This window comes from Microcoleus sp. M2_D5, from assembly GCF_036701935.1.
Classification (GTDB): Bacteria; Cyanobacteriota; Cyanobacteriia; order Cyanobacteriales; family Microcoleaceae; genus Microcoleus.
The window spans coordinates 96606-112171 of sequence record NZ_JAUBRP010000005.1; the positions used below are offsets into that span (position 1 = coordinate 96606).

Sequence of the window (15566 nt, forward strand, 5' to 3'; positions counted from 1 at the left end):
AATTTGGGGTTTTCCATCTATATGGTTGGTGAACCCGCCCCTACTTAGGAATTTAGGTGCTGTATGAGGGTATTTTCTAGTTTGTCGGCAATGCCTTCAACCCAGTTTTCATCTTGTTTTGTGTAGCTGCGGGGCGCGTTAGCACCTAAGATTAAAACGCCTTGGCTGCCGATGGGTTGACAGATGACTCCTTGAGTATTTTCTGGCAAATAGTCAAATTCAATTTTGCCGGGATAAATATTGAGATTTACTAAATAAACTGGTTTATTTTTGTCGAGCACTCGCTGCAATATTGGCCCTGGTTGGACTTCTGGATTGATGCCTAAAATGCCGCGCCGCAATAGGACTTTTCCTTGATACACAATTACGATCGACCTTGTGGCGGTATTTGTCAACAGCAAACGCGACGCCCAAGCTAATTCTATTTTCACGGCCTCCGGCAAATCCGGCGCAAATTCAAAACCTTCTTCGCCGATAAGTTTTACGGAATCGGGCGATCGCGCTTGCACCTGCTGCCACAGCAAACCTGTTAAAATCAGCAAAGCGCTGATAATTACTCCCAAAGCGTCCGATCGAGCTTGAGAATCTGTAATTTGCTCTGTCAGCAAGCGGTTTACCATTAGCAGCGTACCTGCTAACCCTCCTGCAACTAAGGGCAATTGCCGCAAAACTTTATTGGGATCAGATTTAGTCATTGGTCATTAGTCATTAGTCAACAGTCAACAGTCATTGGTAATTGGTAGTTGGTAATTTAAGTAATGCCAACTGCCAACTGCCAACTGACTTTATCCTACTTCCCCAATTTCGACAATTCGCTGGAAGAGATAGCCGGTGCCGCGGGCGGTGAGAATTAATTCGGGATTGCTGGGGTCGTCTTCCAACTTGGCCCTGAGCCGCGAGATGTGAACGTCCACTACGCGGGTGTCTACGTGGCGTTCTGGCGTGTATCCCCAGACTTCCTGCAAAATTTCCGATCGCGAAAAAGGCTCTCCAGAACGGCTGACAAGCAGTTCTAACAGGCTGAATTCCATGCCGGTGAGCCGAATTCGTTCGTCGCCTTTGTAAACTTGGCGCTTGTTGGTGTCAATCCTGATATTGGTGACGTGGATGACTCCAGAGCTGGGAATGCCCGATGCGCCGTTTTTGTCAACCCGGCGCAGTACCGAACGGATGCGGGCTTCGAGTTCTTTCGGAGAGAAAGGTTTGACGACGTAATCGTCGGCGCCCAATTCTAAACCGGTGATGCGATCGGCTACGTCTCCCAAAGCAGTTAGCATGATGATGGGTACGTCTGACTCTTTACGCAACTCCTGACAGACGCCGTAACCGTCTAGCTTCGGCATCATCACGTCCAAAACCACTAAGTCGGGTTCGGTGTTGCGAAATGTTTCGAGAGCTTCTTCGCCGTCAGCAGCGGTGACGACATCGTAGCCAATCATGGAAAGGCGAGTCTCCAGAATGCGGCGGATACTGGCTTCGTCATCGACTACCAGAATTTTTTCTTTATGGTTTTCCAAGTTACCGAGCACTCCTTAAGTTACATTTCAGATAATGTTAATTTTTTGTACCCTATCATAGAAGACACAAATTGAATCATGGGCGGCGATCGGTCTGAAAGCTTGATAATTGCTTTAACTCAGACTTTTCTAAATGTTAGGGTAACTATTTATCTATAGTAAACAATGCCTAAGCCTCGAATACAATATATTTGTCGGGAATGCGGCTATGATTCACCACAATATTTTGGCAGATGTCCTAGCTGTCAGAAGTGGGATTCTTTTGACGAGCAGTTAGAACAACCTACTGCTGGTGTGCCGCGGGCTGGTTTAACTGGGGTGACAACTAAGACAGTGGGCGGTTCGCCCCCTGATAAGTCGAAGGGTCAACCAAGGGTATCTTTCAGATTATCGCAGATTTCCGACCAAACTCAGTCTCGCTGGCCTTCTGGTTACGGGGAGCTCGATCGAGTTTTGGGAGGCGGGATTGTTCCGGGCTCGCTGGTGTTGATTGGGGGGGAACCGGGAATCGGAAAATCGACGCTGCTGTTGCAGGTGGCGAATATGTTGTCCCGCAAGGATCGGATACTGTATGTCAGTGCGGAGGAGTCCGGCCAGCAGGTGAAGTTGCGATCGCAGCGTTTGGGCGTGGCTAATCCGGTTGATTTGTCAAGCAACGGCGGGCATAAATCTGGCAGCAACGGGGAAGCTAAAAAGGATTCCGAGGACAATTCAGCGGAGAATTTCTATTTGCTTCCAGAGACGGATTTAGAAGTTGTTTTGCGGGAGTTGGAAGCGCTGAAACCGAATGTAGCGGTAGTTGACAGCATCCAAACTATTTATTTTGCTAGTTTAACATCGGCGCCCGGTTCGGTGGCTCAGGTGCGGGAATGTACGTCTGCTTTGATGCAGGTGGCGAAAAGGGAAAATATTACTTTATTTATTGTCGGTCACGTTACGAAAGATGGAGCTTTGGCGGGGCCGAGGGTTTTGGAACATTTGGTAGATACTGTACTGTATTTTGAGGGCGATCGCTTTGCTTCTCATCGACTTTTGCGATCGATGAAAAACCGTTTTGGCGCGACTCACGAAATCGGTGTTTTTGAAATGGTAGCAAACGGTTTGCGAGAAGTAGATAATCCGTCGGAGTTGTTTTTAGGAAATAAAGATGAGTTTTCGCCCGGTACTTCCACGACTGTTGCTTGCGAAGGAACTAGACCGATTCTAGTAGAAATTCAGGCGTTAGTCAGCCCTGCGAGTTTTGGTTCGCCGCGCCGGACTACTACTGGTGTGGACAATGGTAGATTGCAGCAAATTTTAGCTGTTTTGGAGAAAAGGGTGGGGATTCCTTTATCTAAATTAGATGTAATTTTGGCGTCGGTGGGCGGGTTGAAAGTGGAGGAACCGGCGGCGGATTTGGCAGTGGCGATCGCCGTTGTGGCCAGTTTTCGCGATCGGGTGGTTGATGCACGCACAGTTTTGCTTGGGGAAGTGGGTTTGGGGGGACAGGTGCGGCCGGTTTCCCAATTAGAATTGCGGCTGAGGGAAGCGGCGAAATTGGGTTTCAAAAGGGCGATTATTCCTAAGAATCAAGCGGTGCCAGATTTGGGGATGCAGATTATTCCGGTGGCGAAGGTAATCGATGCAATTATTGCGGCGATTCCGGCTACTCCTGCTCAGTTGCAGCCTGGTGATTTAGAGTTTCAGCCTGTTGATTTGGAGGAAGAGGATTTATCGAATTGAGTTAAAATAGTGATGCTGGAGATTGACTGTAATCAGGCAAAAAATATGTATCAAGTAGACATTATTGAGGCAAAAGAAAAGCTTCTGAAATTAATGGAAGTGGCGATGATAGGCGAAGAAGTGGCGATTACTCAAGATAACCAGCCTGTTGTAAAATTGGTAGTAATTCCCAAACAAGCTAAACCCAATAGGCAAGCAGGAAGTGCCAAAGGAATGGTTTGGATGTCCGATAATTTTGATAAACCGCTAGAAGAGTTTAAGGAGTACATGGAATGAGATTGTTGTTGGACACTCATGCCTTTATTTGGTATACGACAGACAGTTCGAGACTCACCGCAACAGGGCGATCGCTAATTGACAACGGAGAGAACGATATTCTCCTCAGTACAGCTAGCGTCTGAGAAATGGCGATCGAACATAGTATAGGCCGGCTAACTTTTAGTATGCCTTTTATGGAGTTTATCAAGCAGCAGATCGCAGTTAATAGAATTGATATACTGGAAATAACTTTCGACCACATTGAGGTTGTGGCTTCACTGCCTTTGCATCACCGTGACCCATTTGACAGGCTGATAATTGCACAATCTATGGCGGAACAGATACCGATTTTGAGCGTTGATGCTATTTTTGATGCTTAGGCGATCGCGCGGGTGTGGTGAATTAAGTTAGTTTAAAAATAAAGAGGCGAAGATGAAACAATTTAGAATCATCATTGAAAAACATTCCGATGGTTATGTAGCCTATCCCCTTGGTATCAAAGGTGCCGTAGTTGGTGAAGGTGACACCTATGAAGAAGCCTTAGCTGATGTCAAGTCAGCTATTCGTTGCTACATCGAAGTATTTGGCAAAGAAACAATGGAAAACGAATCACCGGCGATCGAGACTTTTTTAGTAGAAGCAGAGGTGGCTATTTAATGTCAAAGTTTCCTGTCGATGCTTCTAAAAGACGAGTCATCAGAACATTTCAGTTGTTGGGTTTTCGGATTATTAGAGAACGCGAACATATTGTCATGGTGCGACAGAATCAGGATGGCACGGAGACTCCGTTAGTAATGCCTAACCACGATCAAATAAAATCAGGGACACTGAGAGCAATTTGTACTCAGACGGGAATTTCTAGAGAGGAATTTTTAATAGCTTATGCACAAAGTTGAGTGCAGATACTATCTACGATAATAATTGAAATATGTCAAATTAAATAGCGCCTTTTTTGAGGTGCGTTTTCACGAAAAAATGAACAAATCAAAAAGACGCAAAAATCAGTGGTCAAATGAACTAAACGACATCATTCGAGGTGCATCGGGTGGCTTTTTGTTCGGAATTCCGCTGCTTTATACGATGGAGGTTTGGTGGATCGGTTCGCATACTAAACCAGCGGAAATGTCGATCGCGATCGCAACTACTTTGATCGTGGTTTTCTTGCTGACTCGCACTGAAGGTTTTCGCAAAACTAAAGATATCCGCTGGCTAGATGCTGCAATCGATACCGTAGAAGCGATGGCCATCGGCATTGTCTGCGCGGCTTTTGTCCTGTTTTTGCTCAAGGAAATTACCCCGGAGACTCCGCTGCAAGAAACTTTGGGAAAAATCATCTTTGAAGGCCTGCCCTTTGCCTTGGGAGTAGCCCTGGCAAACGGTTTCTTGAGCGGCGATCGCTATCAAAGTTCAGACAGCGAACAGGAACCTACAATTAATGCAACTCTAGCAGATATCGGCGCTACTTTAATCGGCGCGACGATCATTGCTTTCAACATCGCTCCAACTGACGAAATTCCCATGCTAGCGGCAGGTATTTCGCCACCTAGGCAATTAGCAATTATCGCCGCCTCGCTGCTAATTTCCTACGGTATTGTATTTGTAGCAGGCTTTACTTATCAAGCGAAACGGCAGCAGCAGCAAGGGATTTTTCAACGTCCCCTCAGCGAAACTGTCATGGCTTATTTAGTGTCCCTGGCGGCTTGTGCATTTATGATGTTTTTCTTCCACAAACTCAGTTTTGACGACCCGTGGTCGATTTGGTTGAACTATACGTTAGTATTGGGATTGCCGGCGACTATTGGGGGCGCGGCGGGGAGGTTAGCGGTATGAGTGAAAGTAATAACGAACAGCAAGAAAAAAGAACTCCTGCTGAATGGGTGACATTTGCGATCGCCTGCTCGATCCTCTTTTCCCTCACCGGACTGGTAATCTACAACTGGGTGACTAAAAAAGAGGAACCTCCGGTTATTTCTGTCACTCGGAACACGCCTATTCGCGAAAATCAAGGGCAATTTTACGTGCCGTTTACAGTAACTAACACGGGCGGCGAAACGGCAGAATCAGTGCAAATTATGGCAGAACTCCGCGTCAACGGTGAAGTTGTAGAATCCGGCGACCAACAAATTGATTTTTTGTCAAGCGGTGAAACTCAAGAAGGAGCTTTTATCTTCAGCCGCAACCCCAGTCAAGGTGAGTTGATTGTGCGATCGAGCAGTTACAAACTGCCTTAACAAAGTTTTCAACTCTCGTTTCCGGTAAGTGTGACCCTCATAAAATCCTGTCGCTGGGTGGGGGCGGGTTTAAAAATACCTTAGTTATTAAGGATCGCGAATTAAACAACTTACAATTTTAATTGTTATTGTGGGATGGGCGTCCCGCCCGTCCACTCATGACGGGCGGGACGCCCATCCCACTTTCAATAGTGGAAGTTGTTTAATTCTCATTCCTAAGCAGAGATACGGGTGAACCCGCCCCTACAAAATTTACGTTTATTGACTCGGTATCACGTTAAATAGACATAATTCCCGTAGGGGCGGGTTCACCCATCTCTCCAATCCAGTGAGAGATTCATTAAACCCGCCCCAACCTCGATATTGTAGTGCGATCGAGCTAACGCTTCACGAGATTGTGTTCCCACTTCCAAACACAGCTAGAAATCAAATTCGTGCAGATATGAGCCGTAATTGGCACTAACAAATTCCCAGTAGCTAAAACACTGTAACCCAACAGCAATCCGACAGCCGTTGCCCAAACAGCATAAGGCCACTGATCCAGGGATCCCAAGTGCAGAATACCGAAACAAAAACTCGATAAAACTAAACTGGTAACATTCAATCCCAAAGCAGACAGCATCACGCCTCGAAATAGCAATTCTTCGCTAAGTCCCGGCAGCAGTCCCAGCCAGATTAAATCCGGCCAAAACAAAGGTTTGAGCACTACTTCCAAGTAAACATCCGCACTCCGGCGATAACCGGGCCAGAGTTGATAAACGATCGCACTACCGCCTGTAATTGCCAGTCCGATCGCAAATCCTTTGAGCAAGTCCATTCCTATCAATTTGACTGGCAAAAGCGATACCGATCCAAATAGCAACCACAATTTAGCTACCGCCAGCAACATAATTGCTGTCACGCCCATTGCTACTAAAACTTGGGTGCGTGTCAAGGGTTCAATTTCAGGATTTTCGGGAATTTTTTGTGCCACTTAATAACTTTTAGATTTGAGGTTTGAGATTTTAGATTTGTTTAGTTTAGTCAGACAAACAACGCAGGGAGGAGATGTCTGCACCCAAGGAAGCTGGATTGATGCCGGCTCGCAAAGCGACCAAAACTCCGATCGCCTCTAAATATGAGTTTACCTGCAAAGCTTTGATTCCGAGTTTTTCTGGAGTCGCCTGCATCTGGGTTTTGTTGTCGCCCACAGCGATGATTTGTACCGACGATCGCCCGCTCAAACTCAGAATAGCACTGCCGCCGCAGGCTGTGGCGGGTATCACCACCGCATCGACTCGATCTGCCCACAAACCCTGAGACTCGAAATCTCGCCTGTTTGCATAGAATTTCTCTCTTGTCGGGAGTAGGGGTTGGGCATCTTGCCCGCCCAATACCTGGGACAGGCCAGATGCCTGTCCCACAGTTGGAGTGACAAACTGTGACAGGCCAGATGCCTGTCCCACAGTTGGAGTGACAAACTGTGACAGGCCAGATGCCTGTCCCACAGTTGGAGTGACAAATTGGGGTGCTTTGCTCAGGCCCGCAAGCACGCAAGGTAGGAAAGTATAGCCGATTTCCTCAGCAGCCGATCGCGGGGACAGGTGCGGATCGAGGGGAAGCGCAGACAGCGCCGGGGCGTGGGCGCAGGGGATTTTAAACGTCCTGACGACGAGGTGGCTGATGAGGGCTTCCGCGCCGGCGAGGGGGTCAACTCCTTTGCCGCGGCGGTAGTTTTCGAGGGCGAGGCTGCCTTCATCGTCGGGAAATCTGGCCACAACTGCGATCGCCTCTACTCTTGCTTGTGCGATTAATTTTTCTGCCGCGCGCAATAAACTGTCGGGATTGCCGATCGTCCCCCAGGATGCCCCTGATTCAGAAATACGCAATTCTACTTGCAGGGGGCGATCGGTTAAAACCCAATCGGTTATATTCAAACCCAGTGTAGCTCTCGCTGCATCAGCCACTTGCAAGTGTCGCAACTGCAAGTCTGGTTCGATCGCGGAATCTAGAATTAAGCCGATGCGATTTTGATGTACTGGTTGCAGTCCCCAGCATCCGGCTGCAAATTTGTCAAGGGCGTAACCTTCAACGTAGAGGGCGTTAGGTATCGGCCAATAAAGTTGAGCGCCGTTGAGGACGTTGGGGTGAGCGATCAGGGTGTCTGAAATTTGGGCGATCGCCCTAGCCACGGGCAGCCCATCTCCTGCAAACCCACCAATCGAGGCTCCAACGCCTGTGGGGACTATCAAAACCACTGTCAAAGGGCGGGGGTTCACGATGCTGCGGGGGATGCTTCCACGAGCACGTAGCCTTCTACCACGGCCTTTTGCCGATCGACATCCACATCTGTGACTGCCCACCGTAGGGGTTCGCCGTGCTTTTGCAGTTCAATTTCAATAGCCGAGTGCAGTTGCTCGGCTGTCTCGTGGAGGTCAACTTCTGCGGAAATGAAATGGGTAGTCATAGGGCGATCCATAGTGGTTTTACCGCTAACGGTACTTAGGTCAATTTTAGCTTAGTGCTAGGATTTACCGAACTGGCGATCGTACACAATGTCTTCTTTTTCTGTTTCTATCTTCAAGTTCGATCGGGGATAAGCAACACACAGCAACACATAACCTTCTGCCTGAAGTTCGGGACTAACGCCCATGCCATCAACTTGATCGACTTGACCCTCAATAATTTTAGCAGCGCAAGTAGTACAAACCCCCGCATTGCATGAACTCGGCAACTCAATGCCGGCGGCGTTGGCGGCGCGGAGAATTTGTTTATCTTCCGGTACTTCTACGGTATAGGTAGAGCCTTGGTGGATCAATTCAACAGTGTAAGTCTTAGACATATATCAATTATTGGTTTTAATTCCCCAATTGGAATTTACGCTAGATTTTGAAACAAAGCAATCAGTATTTTACCGCTGTTTGTGCTTTTGTGCAATTTTACAACTTCAGTTTTTATTGATAATTTTTTTTATTAATTGGCTGGGCGAGCTAGTGGCATTTTGTCAATGACTTTTTCACAAATTATTACAAGCCTCACGGCGGAACTGTGCCGCAAAGCACTTATACCTAATTAATTTTTTGCCTTCAAGCCAACAACTCATCAACCGCAACACTAAAACCCGGCAGCACTAGCTGAGTGCTGACTGTAGAACCCAAGTTAAAAGTTAACTTTTGAGTTTGAGTCATTATCAATATCCAGCGACTTTCTGGAAAAACAATCCAAGCTTCCAGACAACCCGAATCTAAATATTCTTGTGCTTTTAGAAAAATCTCTTCCGCAATATCAGTAGGAGAAACTATTTCAGCAATTAACGGCGGACTTTGAGGCAAAGTCGGAACATCACCAAATTGAGCAACAAGTTCAGCAGTCAGATAAGCTACATCAGGGCGGCGCACTCGCCTGTCTGTACGGCAAGGAACTTCGACATAAACTTCTCCTCCCTGCCCGCTAGAATCTTTGTAATTTCCCCAAGAACGATCTAGTCTAGATTGGATTCGACTGTGTTTTGCTGTCATGCCATTTTTCTCCACAATTTGCCCGTCCACCCATTCCATATCGTCGGTGGGACTGGCTATAAAGTCTTCTAGAGAAACATTGTCTGATAAAACGGCTGTCATTACCATAGCCATTTACTCCCTTTTGCAGAATTCACTAAATTATAGCAATCTTTGGTAATTGGTAATTGGTAATTGGTAATTGGTAATTGGTAATTGGTAATGAGTTGATTGTAACTGAGATATTGCACCATTTTCAGCAACAGGCAAGATGCCTGTTCCACAAGAAAATTAATATCTTTGTGGAACAGGCATCTTGCCTGTTCATAAAAGGCTTATTGAGAATGGTGCAATATCTCAGTTGGAGTAAAAAAATAACCCATGTTCTATGCCCCATGCCCCATGCCCCATGCCCAATTTACTCAATATTAATTTGATTGGGAGGCTTAGGTTGATTCGGTTTGTCATCCTTCAAAGTTTTACGCCCAGAACTAGCATAATCCTTATAAAAATCCACAAACATCTTTGTTAACTGCTGCAAAGAAAGTTGTTCCCCATTAACTTGAGCTTTCATATAAGCTTTAAGCACTTCAATGTAAGCCAAACCGAGGGCAAGCGTGAGAGTTGCTGCCGTTGCACCGGAGATAGCACCGCCGACAACAGTACCCGCACCCGGAATCATTTTAATCAAATTAGTAACAATACTTCTGCCGACAGCAGTCACCCCGCCAGCGCCGCTAATAGCAGACAGCATCGCCGAAATAAACCCCTTATCAAAGGGCATTCCAAAAATTACCGTAATATTAGCAATCATTGCCGTTTGCATCGTCATCAAAATCGGCGCATCAGCAAACGGTACAGGAGTCGCACCGACAATTGCAGAACCTGCAACATAAGCACTTAGATACTTAAATGCCATATCGGATTTGAGCGCAATATTGGCAATTTGTTCTTTCACAAAAGCTTTTTTAGCGACTTCCGGCAGCAGTTGAAAAGTTGCATCTACTAACTTGTCTAAACCGTGAGATTTTACTGTATAATCTTCATCAATTTCTTCCGGTTCAGCCATGACGGGGATGATTTGACTGACTGGTAAATTCATGTGTTCCAGTTGCTTGAAAAATTCCCCCGGCTTTTTAGAGGTTGTCTGAGTCAGCACTAAAAGAACTGGTACATCTTTGACTTCCATTTCTTTTAACCAGCTTTCCTCGACAGATTCTATTCTATTGGCGCTGTGATTGATGCAGTACCAGATGACGTGAATGTGGTCTTTTGGGTGCAGGAGTCTTTGGTCTTCAATCAGTTTAGCAACGTTTAATTGAATAACTTTAATTTGTTCGGCGTTGAGTTCGAGTCCGGGAGTATCGTAGACTGTAATTGGGCAATTCGGTTTGGTATATTGGCGAATGCCTTGAGTGATGGGGCGGCCGACTCCGGTTTCGGCTAAGCGTTGGCGAAAAACGGAATTGATCAGGGTACTTTTGCCGACACCGGTTTTGCCGATGACTAAAACATTGCACTGTCCCACTTGGTTTTCTGCGTCTTTGAAGGCGTAGTAACTTCTATTTAAAAGCTCGTCTAAGGAAAAGTCGTCTGACATGGCGGTTTGCTCCGATAATGGTGGGATATTAATTCAATACCACCGAATAGAATTCCGATGCTCTACAAACGAAGTCCGCCTACGCGGACTGGGGGAGTCTTAAGAATATTGTAGCAATTTGATTTAAGAACTGGTGCAACGGGTAGAGGAGAGTTTTGTGTCGCGTGCTGCTAAATAAAAGGTTGTAGAATTTAGTTTAAGCTAGCAATCGATCGACTTCGATGCTAAAACCGATCAGGATTTGTTGAGTGCTGGCGGTATCGCCGGATCTAAATGTCAATATTTGATTGTGAGTCATCACGAATATTAAACGACTTTCTGGAAAAACTAACCAGACTTCCTGACAGCTAGATTCTAAATATTCCTGTGCTTTGAGAAAGACATCTTCAGCGATATCGGTGGGTGAAACTATTTCGGAATTAACGGAAAACTTTGGGGTAAAGTGGCAAGATTGCCAAACTGTGCAACTAATTCGGGTGTGAGATAGGCGACATCGGGGCGGCGAATTTGTTGGTTAGTGCGACAAGGTGGTGAAATATAAACTTCTCCTCTTTGTTTGCTGGAAATCATGTAATTTGCCCAAGCACAACCCAGGCTTGATTGAATTTTACCATGCTTGAGCGTGGCTCCATTTTTCTCCACAAGTTTGCCGTCTACCAATTCCATGTTGTCGGGCGGATGAGCCATGAACTCTTCTAGAGTAAAATGATTCTGTGCGGCAGTAGCAGTGACCATAGTCATTTCCTCGTTTTTACAAATCGGTTTCAGAACTTGCCTGTATGATATTCGATCAAACCTTCACCAATGGCGCAAACTCCTCTAACTTCACTTGTAAGTCATCCACCAGTATTAAACGATACCTTTCGGTAGTTTTCAACTTGTGGAGAACATAACTAGCAAACTCATCTCGCCACTTTTTTCTATCAAGTTCATTCGAGATGTTCAGCGCTCTGATTGATAGGTTGTAAGGGTATTCTTCAAAGTCGATCTCTTTATCATTTTCAAAATCATGCTTTCCTACTGTAAGAGTGATTGTTGAGTTACGAAACTCATACCAGTTGTCAATGCCATCAGAAACCAGCTCTAATTTAAGAGCCAATATAAACTCTAATTCTTTGATTAAATGTTCGATGTCCTGTGGAACGTCTACAAAAATATCTAGTGTGCGAGACATAAAAACCTCCTTTATTGAAACTCAGTAAAAGTGATGTCATAGATATCGCCAATAATTCGGACGCTATCAATTTTTCCGCGTGTAATATTTTTCGCCCTCTGCAAACCTCGTTCAGCCTCAGCCTCTATCAACCCAGACACCCTAGCATCTATAATTATATCCCTAGCCTGTCCGCCTCGTCTAATCGAGTTGTTGATCTGATTTTTTACTGTCGCGCTTGTAGCACCGGCATCTAGACTTTTGAATTCAGTGAATTTTCCATCTACCTCAGCATCGGGATTTCTACCTCCATCGGTTTTTTCCACCAAGGCTTTAACATTTTTTCCCTCTCTTTCTAGAAATTCAGCAATCGCTCTTTCGGTTTCACCAAAAGCTCTTTCTGATTCATCAATACTGCCACAATTAGCCGAATTTTGCTCAGGGGTTTGGTTAGTCCCGTTATTCACCATTTTTCGTTTTTTTCTCTGCTCAAGGAGTTACTTGGACTTTTAGCAAAGACTTAAGATAAGTATAAATTAATTCTTTTTTCCAAAGTATATGTTCATAATCAATGGTCATAGGATGGATGGTAACATTGACCCCGTTTTCTTGAGATTGAAGTCGATTTATTTGGTGCTGACATTTAGCATAAGTATCTCTAGGTACATAAAATTTGACTTCACCTCCTCCATTTTCCTGAAGATAGTTAACATATTTCTTGGCTGCTGCCTTAATACTATTAATGGAACTAGGTTTATAAGCTTTTGCATCACAAATTAAACGATGAGATGTTATATGAAAATCTGGTTTACAGTATTCTTTGCCATTTTCAAAATTAAGTTTAGGTTTGATTTGTAAACTTGATAGAAGATTCTCTGTATCATCAGAATCTAACAGCATTTTTAATAAGGCTAATTCCCCTTGATCGCCTTGTAGTTGCGTATTCGGTTTTTTTTGATAATAGTCACTGGCGGGATTTTGGGTTAAATCAGTGAGTCTTTCTGTCGCGTTGGGATTTTCATATAACATCCAAGAATCACCCGGAATGTTAGCGAGTTCGAGGGCTAGCCACGAGGGTACACCTGATGCAATAGCCGTTGTCAAAAAAATCTCGCTTTTGGCGATCGCATCTTGAATAGAAGTATCATTAACAGTCGTATTAGCCAATTTAATTTTTGGAGAACCGCCTTGCCATTTATCCCAGTCTGTTATGGTTTCTATCGGCAGCTTATTAACGCAATCAGGATAAGTATAGCTAAAGATATTCTCCAGATTCTTTGCTCCATTTTTTGACAATTTCATCCATTACTGTACTGGTTTTACGCATTTGACGAGATAATTCTGTAAGCTCTCGCTGGATACCTTTAAATTTCCTGCTTAGATCGCGCTTGGCAGTAATATCTATACTTTTGGTTGAAGACTCTACTTCCTCAACTTGCTCCCGTAACTTGACCAACATTTTCTGAAACTCCTCAATCGTGCTTTCAACTGACATAACTTGTACCTCCAAAGGCTATTTACAACTATTTATCTTTTATTTGTTAGCCTACCCCAAAGTGTATCAGATACAGGAAGGTTAGGTTTTGGTCTTTTGATTTCAGGAGTATTTACAAAGTTAACACCATTTTCATTCTGGATGACAGCCCTTCCCTGACCTCTGTTTCCAGATGGAATTCTAGCCGCCATAAAATTGCCTAAAAGATGCTCACTTGTTCCTTCGGAAACTCTGAAAATAACTCTCTCATCGAGTTGTTCTATTACTTGAGGGTCAATTAAGTTAATCGGTCTTTGCGTACAGTAGATTAAATGAATTCCCAGAGCTCTGCCTTGAGTAGCATATTCCTGTAAATACCTTTCAGTATCTTCTCTCAAATCGCAATCCATATTCTCTATTCTAGCAGCTTCATCGACAATCACAAGAATTCGATGCTCTTCATAACCAAACTCTCTTAATTCTTTAATATCATCCACTCCTACTTCTTCATAGATTTTAGTTTTCCTTCTCTCAAATTCTTTGTCGTATATTTCCTTGAGAAAATTAGGATAATTATCGGGTTCTGTTTCTACATGAATGTTAACTCCTGCTTTTTTTAATAAAAGGAACTGCTTTTTGGGATCGAGTACGTAAACTTGTCGTTGAGGTTCGGCGTAAAGAAATTGAAAAACTACCCAGAATAAAAAAATTGTCTTGCCAGAACCGTTCAGACCAGCAACTAAACGATGGGCAATAGAACTCCAGTCAGAATACACGATAGTCCCATCCTCAGCAAGACCGACTATATACCGATCTCCTTTGATTGTGTGACCGTATTTTCTAAATATCTCCTCAGCATTGGGTTTAATTAGCGGCGGTTGTTCTTGAGGAATACCGGGAACTGGAATATTACCAGGAATAACTATGCGGAAAAATCCGCTAATCTCTTCTAGCGTTGCATAGCGGTGTAAGGGTTTAAGGTCTTTGATCAGGGCTAAAGGACTTTTCCCAGAACTATTAAAAGATTGAGTGATAGCTGAAGGTGACGGTGGCAGAATCTCTCCTCTTGATGACGGTGGTAAAGCTGCGTTATTACAATTTGCAATAGGAGATGTAAATGGCTTAAAACAAGCATCAGTAGATCCGTCACCTAATTCGTTATTACTGATCTTAGGTTTTACAGGTTGTCTGATCGACTTATCCTCAAAGTCACCCTGCCAGCCCTTCCGTTCTACAGCCATAGAAATCTCTACCTTTTCAGTGGATTTCAAACTTTTCAAGAACTTTTGAGTATCCATATCACGACTCACAATTTCAACACAGTCTTGTTCTCCGTGGCTTTGGGCTGCTGTTGCACTTCTTACTAATTCCATTAAAACAGGGCGGATGTTACTTCTGGTTTGTGCTAGTGCTTTGATACTGTACTTAAATAAGTTGCTGTGTAGATAGGTTGTTTGATAGTGCTGATAAATGCTTAATGCTCTCTCAAAAAAGATATCTCTGCGATGACTTGTGACCTGTTGCAGTTGAGGTATCATTTGAGCCAGTGCTTTAGCTAACTCTGACCTATCTTCTGATTTTTGACAGACTTGCAGGGTGATTTCTAGTAAAAATTTTTCATTTAATCGATTCAGGATATAACACACATCTAACATATTGTTATTTTTGTTAGCATCGAAAAAATCTGGCACATAGTAGTCTTGCGAGTGGAAAGATTCCGGCTTCAGAGCTTCTCCAATATGGTTGACCCACCCCAAGTCTTGACATTGATTTAACCCAGACGATAGTTCTAAATTGTAAAAAACACTTAAATTTGAAATTTGAATAAAACTGATTATTTTTTCGTTGATTATATCTATTTCCCGACAATCATTGTGCGAGTAATTGAATATCAAGTAAATTTTTAACTGTTCATTTTTAGAGTTGTTCGGGTCATAAAAGTAACGCAGAGAAAGGGTTAAGCCATTGGTGTTGTCTAAGCTAAGGAAATGCTGCAATAATCCTCGCTGACTGTCTGCGTTCGACTGGCGAACTTGATTACCGTATCGGTCAATATATTTCTGAGAATTGAGATTAGGCAGTTCTGGAATCAAAATATAAAGAGGAAAGATGCGAGTCATATCAGCTTAATATGT

The 15566-nt window shown here is 44.1% G+C and carries 23 protein-coding genes; 8 read left to right on the forward strand and 15 right to left on the reverse strand.

The annotated features are described in order from the left end of the window. Positions 1-44: 44 nt before the first annotated feature. Together QUA50_RS03655 and rpaB are read right to left on the reverse strand one after the other, a co-directional pair. Positions 45-695 carry a cofactor assembly of complex C subunit B gene (locus QUA50_RS03655; protein ID WP_333260029.1) on the reverse strand — a complete coding sequence of 217 codons (651 nt, stop codon included), beginning with the start codon at positions 693-695 and terminating at the stop codon, positions 45-47. A 90-nt stretch (positions 696-785) separates the two neighbouring features. After that, positions 786-1517, reverse strand: a complete 732-nt coding sequence (rpaB, locus tag QUA50_RS03660) for a response regulator transcription factor RpaB (protein WP_071587789.1) — start codon at positions 1515-1517, stop codon at positions 786-788. Between the two features lie 165 nt (positions 1518-1682). Here rpaB and radA point away from each other — a divergent pair, with 165 nt between their 5' ends. From radA to QUA50_RS03700, 8 genes are all read left to right on the forward strand, one after another. Beyond that, complete coding sequence (gene radA / locus QUA50_RS03665) at positions 1683-3239, forward strand: DNA repair protein RadA (RefSeq protein ID WP_333260027.1); 1557 nt, start codon at positions 1683-1685, stop codon at positions 3237-3239. A gap of 45 nt (positions 3240-3284) precedes the next feature. Next, entirely contained in the window at positions 3285-3515 is a 231-nt protein-coding gene (locus tag QUA50_RS03670) for a DUF2281 domain-containing protein (protein ID WP_333260024.1), read from the forward strand. Beyond that, entirely contained in the window at positions 3512-3640 is a 129-nt protein-coding gene (locus QUA50_RS03675; RefSeq protein WP_333260022.1) for a hypothetical protein, read from the forward strand. The genes QUA50_RS03670 and QUA50_RS03675 overlap by 4 nt, the downstream gene beginning before the upstream one ends. Before the next feature lie 3 nt (positions 3641-3643). Continuing rightward, a complete protein-coding gene (locus QUA50_RS03680; RefSeq protein ID WP_333260019.1) occupies positions 3644-3877 on the forward strand; it encodes a type II toxin-antitoxin system VapC family toxin in 234 nt (77 codons plus the stop codon). 52 nt (positions 3878-3929) lie between these two features. Continuing rightward, positions 3930-4154, forward strand: a complete 225-nt coding sequence (locus QUA50_RS03685; RefSeq protein ID WP_333177424.1) for a type II toxin-antitoxin system HicB family antitoxin — start codon at positions 3930-3932, stop codon at positions 4152-4154. After that, positions 4154-4393: a type II toxin-antitoxin system HicA family toxin gene (locus tag QUA50_RS03690; RefSeq protein ID WP_333260016.1), complete on the forward strand. Its 240-nt coding sequence runs from the start codon at positions 4154-4156 to the stop codon at positions 4391-4393. The genes QUA50_RS03685 and QUA50_RS03690 overlap by 1 nt, the downstream gene beginning before the upstream one ends. 79 nt (positions 4394-4472) lie before the next feature. Then, on the forward strand, positions 4473-5327 hold the full coding sequence (locus tag QUA50_RS03695; protein WP_333260013.1) for a TIGR02587 family membrane protein: 855 nt from the start codon (positions 4473-4475) through the stop codon (positions 5325-5327). Beyond that, positions 5324-5728: a TIGR02588 family protein gene (locus QUA50_RS03700; RefSeq protein ID WP_333260010.1), complete on the forward strand. Its 405-nt coding sequence runs from the start codon at positions 5324-5326 to the stop codon at positions 5726-5728. The genes QUA50_RS03695 and QUA50_RS03700 overlap by 4 nt, the downstream gene beginning before the upstream one ends. A gap of 379 nt (positions 5729-6107) precedes the next feature. Here the strand turns inward: QUA50_RS03700 and QUA50_RS03705 are convergent, their stop codons facing one another. The 13 genes from QUA50_RS03705 to QUA50_RS03765 form a co-directional block, all read right to left on the reverse strand. After that, positions 6108-6701: a CPBP family intramembrane glutamic endopeptidase gene (locus QUA50_RS03705; protein ID WP_333260006.1), complete on the reverse strand. Its 594-nt coding sequence runs from the start codon at positions 6699-6701 to the stop codon at positions 6108-6110. Between the two features lie 46 nt (positions 6702-6747). Next, the gene (locus tag QUA50_RS03710) at positions 6748-7986 is read right to left on the reverse strand and encodes a DUF3326 domain-containing protein (RefSeq protein ID WP_333260003.1); all 1239 of its coding nucleotides are present in this window, start codon (positions 7984-7986) and stop codon (positions 6748-6750) included. Next, positions 7983-8174: a hypothetical protein gene (locus QUA50_RS03715; protein ID WP_333260000.1), complete on the reverse strand. Its 192-nt coding sequence runs from the start codon at positions 8172-8174 to the stop codon at positions 7983-7985. The genes QUA50_RS03710 and QUA50_RS03715 overlap by 4 nt, the downstream gene beginning before the upstream one ends. 57 nt (positions 8175-8231) lie before the next feature. Then, the gene (locus tag QUA50_RS03720; protein WP_333054544.1) at positions 8232-8549 is read right to left on the reverse strand and encodes a 2Fe-2S iron-sulfur cluster-binding protein; all 318 of its coding nucleotides are present in this window, start codon (positions 8547-8549) and stop codon (positions 8232-8234) included. A 244-nt stretch (positions 8550-8793) separates the two neighbouring features. Next, positions 8794-9339 carry a Uma2 family endonuclease gene (locus QUA50_RS03725; protein WP_333259997.1) on the reverse strand — a complete coding sequence of 182 codons (546 nt, stop codon included), beginning with the start codon at positions 9337-9339 and terminating at the stop codon, positions 8794-8796. Positions 9340-9622: 283 nt separating this feature from the next. Next, a complete protein-coding gene (locus tag QUA50_RS03730; protein ID WP_333259994.1) occupies positions 9623-10804 on the reverse strand; it encodes a GTPase in 1182 nt (393 codons plus the stop codon). A gap of 196 nt (positions 10805-11000) precedes the next feature. Then, positions 11001-11276 carry a Uma2 family endonuclease gene (locus QUA50_RS03735; RefSeq protein WP_333298501.1) on the reverse strand — a complete coding sequence of 92 codons (276 nt, stop codon included), beginning with the start codon at positions 11274-11276 and terminating at the stop codon, positions 11001-11003. Next, positions 11213-11539, reverse strand: coding sequence for a Uma2 family endonuclease (locus QUA50_RS03740; RefSeq protein WP_333298494.1), 327 nt, complete (start codon positions 11537-11539; stop codon positions 11213-11215). The genes QUA50_RS03735 and QUA50_RS03740 overlap by 64 nt, the downstream gene beginning before the upstream one ends. 55 nt (positions 11540-11594) lie before the next feature. Further along, a complete protein-coding gene (locus QUA50_RS03745) occupies positions 11595-11978 on the reverse strand; it encodes a hypothetical protein (protein ID WP_333259988.1) in 384 nt (127 codons plus the stop codon). Positions 11979-11989: 11 nt separating this feature from the next. Beyond that, entirely contained in the window at positions 11990-12427 is a 438-nt protein-coding gene (locus QUA50_RS03750; RefSeq protein WP_333259985.1) for a CdiA C-terminal domain-containing protein, read from the reverse strand. Positions 12428-12446: 19 nt separating this feature from the next. Continuing rightward, the gene (locus QUA50_RS03755; protein WP_333259983.1) at positions 12447-13259 is read right to left on the reverse strand and encodes a hypothetical protein; all 813 of its coding nucleotides are present in this window, start codon (positions 13257-13259) and stop codon (positions 12447-12449) included. Continuing rightward, complete coding sequence (locus QUA50_RS03760; protein ID WP_333259980.1) at positions 13213-13452, reverse strand: hypothetical protein; 240 nt, start codon at positions 13450-13452, stop codon at positions 13213-13215. Before QUA50_RS03760 ends, QUA50_RS03755 begins: the two co-directional genes overlap by 47 nt. A 32-nt stretch (positions 13453-13484) precedes the next feature. Further along, positions 13485-15551 carry an FtsK/SpoIIIE domain-containing protein gene (locus QUA50_RS03765; protein ID WP_333259977.1) on the reverse strand — a complete coding sequence of 689 codons (2067 nt, stop codon included), beginning with the start codon at positions 15549-15551 and terminating at the stop codon, positions 13485-13487. Positions 15552-15566 lie beyond the last annotated feature (15 nt).

Coding starts and splice junctions, on each gene's coding strand:
- QUA50_RS03655 (WP_333260029.1), bottom strand. CDS start 695: ATGACTAAATCTGATCCCAATAAAGTTTTGCGGCAATTGCCCTTAGTT.
- radA (WP_333260027.1), top strand. CDS start 1,683: ATGCCTAAGCCTCGAATACAATATATTTGTCGGGAATGCGGCTATGAT.
- QUA50_RS03670 (WP_333260024.1), top strand. CDS start 3,285: ATGTATCAAGTAGACATTATTGAGGCAAAAGAAAAGCTTCTGAAATTA.
- QUA50_RS03675 (WP_333260022.1), top strand. CDS start 3,512: ATGAGATTGTTGTTGGACACTCATGCCTTTATTTGGTATACGACAGAC.
- QUA50_RS03680 (WP_333260019.1), top strand. CDS start 3,644: ATGGCGATCGAACATAGTATAGGCCGGCTAACTTTTAGTATGCCTTTT.
- QUA50_RS03685 (WP_333177424.1), top strand. CDS start 3,930: ATGAAACAATTTAGAATCATCATTGAAAAACATTCCGATGGTTATGTA.
- QUA50_RS03690 (WP_333260016.1), top strand. CDS start 4,154: ATGTCAAAGTTTCCTGTCGATGCTTCTAAAAGACGAGTCATCAGAACA.
- QUA50_RS03695 (WP_333260013.1), top strand. CDS start 4,473: ATGAACAAATCAAAAAGACGCAAAAATCAGTGGTCAAATGAACTAAAC.
- QUA50_RS03700 (WP_333260010.1), top strand. CDS start 5,324: ATGAGTGAAAGTAATAACGAACAGCAAGAAAAAAGAACTCCTGCTGAA.
- QUA50_RS03715 (WP_333260000.1), bottom strand. CDS start 8,174: ATGACTACCCATTTCATTTCCGCAGAAGTTGACCTCCACGAGACAGCC.
- QUA50_RS03720 (WP_333054544.1), bottom strand. CDS start 8,549: ATGTCTAAGACTTACACTGTTGAATTGATCCACCAAGGCTCTACCTAT.
- QUA50_RS03725 (WP_333259997.1), bottom strand. CDS start 9,339: ATGGCTATGGTAATGACAGCCGTTTTATCAGACAATGTTTCTCTAGAA.
- QUA50_RS03730 (WP_333259994.1), bottom strand. CDS start 10,804: ATGTCAGACGACTTTTCCTTAGACGAGCTTTTAAATAGAAGTTACTAC.
- QUA50_RS03740 (WP_333298494.1), bottom strand. CDS start 11,539: ATGGTCACTGCTACTGCCGCACAGAATCATTTTACTCTAGAAGAGTTC.
- QUA50_RS03745 (WP_333259988.1), bottom strand. CDS start 11,978: ATGTCTCGCACACTAGATATTTTTGTAGACGTTCCACAGGACATCGAA.
- QUA50_RS03750 (WP_333259985.1), bottom strand. CDS start 12,427: ATGGTGAATAACGGGACTAACCAAACCCCTGAGCAAAATTCGGCTAAT.
- QUA50_RS03755 (WP_333259983.1), bottom strand. CDS start 13,259: ATGAAATTGTCAAAAAATGGAGCAAAGAATCTGGAGAATATCTTTAGC.
- QUA50_RS03760 (WP_333259980.1), bottom strand. CDS start 13,452: ATGTCAGTTGAAAGCACGATTGAGGAGTTTCAGAAAATGTTGGTCAAG.
- QUA50_RS03765 (WP_333259977.1), bottom strand. CDS start 15,551: ATGACTCGCATCTTTCCTCTTTATATTTTGATTCCAGAACTGCCTAAT.